The organism is Methylobacterium sp. GC_Met_2, assembly GCF_026540795.1.
GTDB lineage: Bacteria > Pseudomonadota > Alphaproteobacteria > Rhizobiales > Beijerinckiaceae > Methylobacterium.
On sequence record NZ_JALNUM010000205.1, the window covers coordinates 1 to 4,944 of the forward strand.

The 4,944-nt window shown below is 70.8% G+C and carries 7 protein-coding genes; 5 read left to right on the top strand and 2 right to left on the bottom strand.

Annotation, left to right across the window (positions count from 1 at the left end; translation table 11 throughout):
• The coding region (locus OXS49_RS32510; protein WP_267428642.1) for a hypothetical protein at nucleotides 1-180 on the top strand (180 nt) is incomplete at its 5' end.
• 34 nt (nucleotides 181-214) lie between these two features.
• On the opposite strand, the gene OXS49_RS32515 is transcribed toward OXS49_RS32510, so the two are convergent.
• Nucleotides 215-628, bottom strand: coding sequence for a DUF4864 domain-containing protein (locus OXS49_RS32515; protein ID WP_243916256.1), 414 nt, complete (start codon nucleotides 626-628; stop codon nucleotides 215-217).
• A gap of 474 nt (nucleotides 629-1,102) precedes the next feature.
• Between OXS49_RS32515 and rutA the strand changes: the two genes are divergently transcribed.
• The 4 genes from rutA (at nucleotide 1,103) to rutD (ending at nucleotide 4,256) form a co-directional block, all read left to right on the top strand.
• Nucleotides 1,103-2,197: a pyrimidine utilization protein A gene (gene rutA, locus OXS49_RS32520; RefSeq protein ID WP_267428647.1), complete on the top strand. Its 1,095-nt coding sequence runs from the start codon at nucleotides 1,103-1,105 to the stop codon at nucleotides 2,195-2,197.
• A complete protein-coding gene (gene rutB / locus OXS49_RS32525; RefSeq protein ID WP_267428643.1) occupies nucleotides 2,197-2,958 on the top strand; it encodes a pyrimidine utilization protein B in 762 nt (253 codons plus the stop codon). The genes rutA and rutB overlap by 1 nt, the downstream gene beginning before the upstream one ends.
• Before the next feature lie 109 nt (nucleotides 2,959-3,067).
• A complete protein-coding gene (rutC, locus tag OXS49_RS32530; protein ID WP_267428644.1) occupies nucleotides 3,068-3,454 on the top strand; it encodes a pyrimidine utilization protein C in 387 nt (128 codons plus the stop codon).
• Entirely contained in the window at nucleotides 3,441-4,256 is an 816-nt protein-coding gene (gene rutD / locus OXS49_RS32535; protein WP_267428645.1) for a pyrimidine utilization protein D, read from the top strand. The genes rutC and rutD overlap by 14 nt, the downstream gene beginning before the upstream one ends.
• On the opposite strand, the gene OXS49_RS32540 is transcribed toward rutD, so the two are convergent.
• A partial coding sequence (locus tag OXS49_RS32540; protein WP_267428646.1) for a glycosyltransferase family 2 protein occupies nucleotides 4,216-4,944 on the bottom strand: 729 nt, incomplete at its 5' end. The genes rutD and OXS49_RS32540 overlap by 41 nt on opposite strands.

The following is a 4,944-nucleotide window of genomic DNA, read 5'->3' on the forward strand; positions in this document are numbered from 1 at the left end:
CGCGACGGCGGCGGACCGCCTCCTCCGCCGCCGCCGCCGAAGGGCGCGCATTTCATCATCGAGCGTGGCGATGCCCGCCTCGACGTGAAGTGCGCCGACGACGACACGACCAAGGCCTGCGCCGACACCACGCTGCAATTGCTCGACAAGCTCACGACGCTGAAGCCGGACGCCCGGTAAGCGCTCGCCCGCCGCGGCGGCGGCGGCGGGCCCTTCAGGCGTTCGTGCCCGGCGCCTTGGTCAGGCGGCAGCCGGTGATGCGCCACTGCCCATCCGCGTCCCGGACCAGGCTGTACTCGGCGGTCCAGTCGACGCCGTACTCGTCCTGGATCGCCACCGACTGGACCACGCCCGCCGTATCCGTGTCCCGCGCCTCGCCGAACACGAAGCTGCGGTGCCGGTAGACCGGGCGATACTGGGTGCGGACCATGCCGATGAACAGGTCGGCGTTCGGGAAGAGCTCGCGGATCGCCGGGGCCGCCTGAGCGTAGGCCACCGGCGCGTCGTCGCGCCCGAAGGCCTCGACCTGCCGGGTGATCGTGGCCTGAGCGGCCGCGCGGGCGGCGTCATCGGCCGCTGCCGGTCCCGCAAGGCCGAGGACGAGGAGAAGGGCGGGCAACACGCGCATCGATGTCACTCCAGCTGAGCGGATCCGTTACTCGTTTTCACCAACTGAAAATGGTCCTCGGATCGTCAGCGACAATTGGAACTCGGCCCCCAAGTATATGTGCTGCCAAATTTGCCGCGCGAGACCTATTTTTGAGCCTGCGCTGGGCGCCGTCCCTGGACCGCTCTGAGCCGAGACGAGCTTCGGTTCGACGTCCGAGCCGCATCCGAATGGGTATCGCTCCAAGTGCGAATGGGCTGCGCATAAATCGCGCCCAGATTGTGCAACACGCTGGAAAGATGAGCATTTTTCCGCCGAACAGGCGCCACGGGTTTGACCCTCCAACCCGGTTTTGCAAACCTCCGGCCGACTCGGGGCCCTGAGGCCGGGAAGTCGCGTCGCGTGGAGCGCAGATCGATGAGTCAGAGCGAGGCCGGTACGGGACTTTCGGCCCCGGCGCATCCCGCCGGCGTGGTTCAGGGCGGATCGCAGGCCATGAGCGTCGGGGTGTTCATCCCGATCGGCAACAATGGCTGGTTGATCTCGGAGAATGCCCCGCAGTACCGCCCGAGCTTCGCGCTCAACAAGGCGATCACCCTGAAGGCCGAGGGTTACGGGCTCGACTTCGCCCTCTCGATGATCAAGCTGCGCGGTTTCGGCGGCAAGACCGAGTTCTGGGACCACAACCTCGAATCGTTCACCCTGATGGCCGGGCTCGCCGCCGTGACCACCCGGATCAAGCTGTTCGCCACCGCGGCGACCCTGTGCCTGCCGCCGGCCATCGTCGCCCGCATGGCCGCGACCATCGACTCGATCTCGGATGGTCGCTTCGGCGTGAACCTCGTCACCGGCTGGCAGAAGCCGGAATACGACCAGATGGGCCTGTGGCCCGGCGATGCGCATTTCGCCAGTCGGTACGACTATCTGGCGGAGTACGCTCAGATCCTCCGCGCGCTGTGGGAGACCGGCGCCAGCGATCTCAAGGGCACGTATTTCCAGATGAACGATTGCCGGCTGAGCCCCCGGCCGCAGGCGCCGATGAAGATCATCTGCGCCGGCCAGAGCGGGGCGGGGCTTGCCTTCACGGCCCGCTATGCCGACTACAATTTCTGTTTAGGGAAAGGGCTCAACACGCCGACCGCCTTCGCCCCCGTGGTGGAGAAGCTGGCGGAGGCGCGCGCCGAGACCGGGCGTCACGTCACCTGCTACGCCCTGTTCATGATCATCGCCGACGAGACCGACGCCGCCGCGATGGCCACCTGGGCCCACTACAAGGCGGGAGCCGATGCCGAGGCGATCGCGTGGCTCGGCCTCCAGGGCGCGGCCGACACCAAGTCCGGCGGCGACACCAATGTGCGCCAGCTCGCGGACCCCGCCTCGGCGGTGAACCTCAACATGGGTACCCTGGTCGGCAGCTACGCCACCGTGGCGGCGATGCTCGACGCAATCATGACCATCGACGGGGTGGAGGGCGTGCTGCTGGTGTTCGACGATTTCCTCAAGGGTCTCGATGCCTTCGGCACCCGGATCCAGCCGCTGATGCGCACGCGCCGGCACGTGGCGACGGCGCCGCTTCCTGAGGTCGCCTGATGGACGCCCCCGCCGGATATCGCGATCCCCGAGGCCGCCACGGCAGCGTCGTCCTGCCGGCCCGGCCCGAGCCGATCGCCTTCGACCCCGCCGCCACGGTGCTGATCGTGGTGGACGTGCAGAACGCCTATGCGAGCGCGGGCGGTTACCTCGACCTCGCGGGCTTCGACGTGTCGGGCACCGGCCCGGTGATCGCGCAGATCGTCCGGGCGGTGGCGGCGGCCCGGGCGGCGGGCATCCGGATCCTGTGGTTCCAGAACGGCTGGGATCCGGACTATGTCGAGGCGGGCGGTCCGGGCTCGCCGAACTGGCACAAATCCAACGCCCTCAAGACCATGCGCCGGAAGCCGGAGATGAACGCGCAGCTCCTCGCCAAGGGCTCCTGGGACTACGCGCTGGTGGACGCCCTGAAGCCCGAGCCCGGCGACCTGACGATCGGCAAGCCGCGCTACAGCGGCTTCTACAACACCCCCCTCGACAGCATGCTCCGCGCCCGGGGGATCAACACGTTGGTCTTCACCGGCATCGCCACCAACGTCTGCGTGGAATCGACCCTGCGGGACGGGTTCCACCGGGAGTATTTCGGGATCGTACTGGCCGATGCGACGCATCAGGCCGGGCCCGAAAGCCTGCACCACGGGGCGCTCGCCAATATCGAGACCTTCTTCGGCTGGGTCTCGGACGTCGCCGCCTTCGCGGCGGCCCTCGGGACGGCCTCACACGCCGCAGTTGATGCGGTCGGCCTCGATATGGCCGAATAAGTGCATCCCGCACCCGGCCGGTCACCGGCAGGGTGCACGAGCGCCGCCCGACGCGGCGCCGCCCGCGCGGCCTGCCCGGCCGACAGGTCGAACGGGAGCGCGCACGGGCATGCCGAAGCAGGTCGTCAATCCGCCGGGGACCGGCAAGCCGCTCGCCCCCTACGTGCCGGGGACGCTGGCCGACGGCGTGCTGTACGTCTCGGGCACGCTCCCTTTGGATGCGGAGGCCAACGTCGTCCATGCCGGCGACGCCGCCGCCCAGACCCGCCACGTGCTGGAGACCATCAAGGGCGTGGTCCAAGCCGCGGGCGGCACGATGGACGACGTCACCTTCAACCACGTCTTCCTGAAGGACTGGGCGGACTACGCGGCGATCAACGCCGTCTACGCGGCGTATTTCCCGGGCGAGAAGCCGGCGCGCTATTGCATCCAGTGCGGCCTCGTGAAGCCGGAGGCGCTGGTGGAGATCGCCTCCGTGGCGCATGTCGGCCGATGAGCAGCCGGTGAGCGTCGGCGCGGCCCCGCTCCACCACGCGGTGGCGGGCCCTGAGGACGGGCGGCCGGTGCTGCTCTCGCCGGGGCTCGGCGGCGGGGCCGGATACTTCGCGCCGCAGATGGCGGCGCTCACGGCGCAGTTCCGGGTGGTGACCTACGACCATCGCGGGACCGGACGGTCGCCCGACCGGCTCGGGCCGGACCACGATATCCCCGCCATGGCCCGGGACGCGCTCGCGGTGCTGGACGCCGCCGGGATCGACCGGGCCGACGTGGTCGGCCACGCGCTGGGCGGCCTGATCGCCCTGCAGACGGCGCTCGCCGCGCCCGGGCGCGTCGGGCGGATCGTGGTCATCAACGGCTGGGACGCCCTGGACCCGGCCACACGCCGGTGCTTCGCGGCCCGCCGGGCGATCCTGGCCGGGGGCGGGCCGGAGGCCTTCGTGCGGGCGCAGGCGATCTTCCTGTACCCGGCACCCTGGTTGTCGGCCGAGGCCGCGCGGGTCGCGGCCGACGAGGCCCACGCCCTCGCGCATTTCCCCGGGGCCGAGACCGTGCTGACGCGCATCGGCGCCCTGGAGCGCTTCGCCATCGCCGACCGGCTCGGGCGCATCCCGCACGAGACCCTGGTGATGGCCGCCCGGGACGACGTGCTGGTGCCCTATACGCGCTCCGAGCGCCTCGCGGCGGCGCTGCCCAACGCCCGGCTCGCCCTCGCCCCCGAGGGCGGCCACGCCCACAGCGTGACCTGTCCGGAGGCGTTCAACCGGGTCCTGCTGGACTTCCTCGATCGCCCCGCATGAGGAGCTCCGGCAGCGCCGCGGCCAGGAGGGCGGCGGCGCGCAGAACCTCGGCGGCCTCGGCGGGCGAGCGGTGGACGAGGGCCAGGGCAAGCCGGAGCGGCACCTGCGCGCCAAAACTCGCCGCCGTCACCGCCAGGGCCGTTACGACGCCGTGGTGCTTGCCGGCGTAGAGGATCTGGCTGCGCAGGAAGTAGAACAGCCGCCGCGCCCGCACCTGCCGGGTCGTGCCCTGGCCGAGATGGTGCGCGACCGCCCCGGCGACGTGCCGCACGGAATAACCCGCCGCCCGGGCGCGGGCGCAGAGATCGGCATCCTCCCAGTAGACGAAGAAGCGCGGATCGAACCCGCCGAGCGCCGTGAACAGGTCGCGGCGGATCATCAGGAAGGCGCCCATCACCTGATCGACGGCGCGGTCCTCCGCATGGTCCCATTCGCGAAGGAAGTGCGGGCGCACGAGGCCCAGCCGGTCCAGCGCCAGGGCACGTCCGAGGAGGCCGAGCGCCGAGGGCGTCCGGGCGCAGGAGCGCGCAGTCCGTCCGTCGGGATCGACCAGCCGGGCGCCGACGATCCCGGTCCGCGGATCGGCCAGCAGGGCGGCCCGGGCCACGCCCAGGGCGTCGGGTTCGACCTGCGTGTCGGGATTGAGGAACAGGATCGCGGGGGCTTCGCCCGCGGCAGCGCCCTGATC

Excerpts from the sequence above, each read along its gene's own strand:
- rutA (WP_267428647.1), top strand. The coding sequence starts at position 1,103 with ATGAGCGTCGGGGTGTTCATCCCGATCGGCAACAATGGCTGGTTGATC.
- rutB (WP_267428643.1), top strand. The coding sequence starts at position 2,197 with ATGGACGCCCCCGCCGGATATCGCGATCCCCGAGGCCGCCACGGCAGC.
- rutD (WP_267428645.1), top strand. The coding sequence starts at position 3,441 with ATGTCGGCCGATGAGCAGCCGGTGAGCGTCGGCGCGGCCCCGCTCCAC.
- OXS49_RS32515 (WP_243916256.1), bottom strand. The coding sequence starts at position 628 with ATGCGCGTGTTGCCCGCCCTTCTCCTCGTCCTCGGCCTTGCGGGACCG.
- rutC (WP_267428644.1), top strand. The coding sequence starts at position 3,068 with ATGCCGAAGCAGGTCGTCAATCCGCCGGGGACCGGCAAGCCGCTCGCC.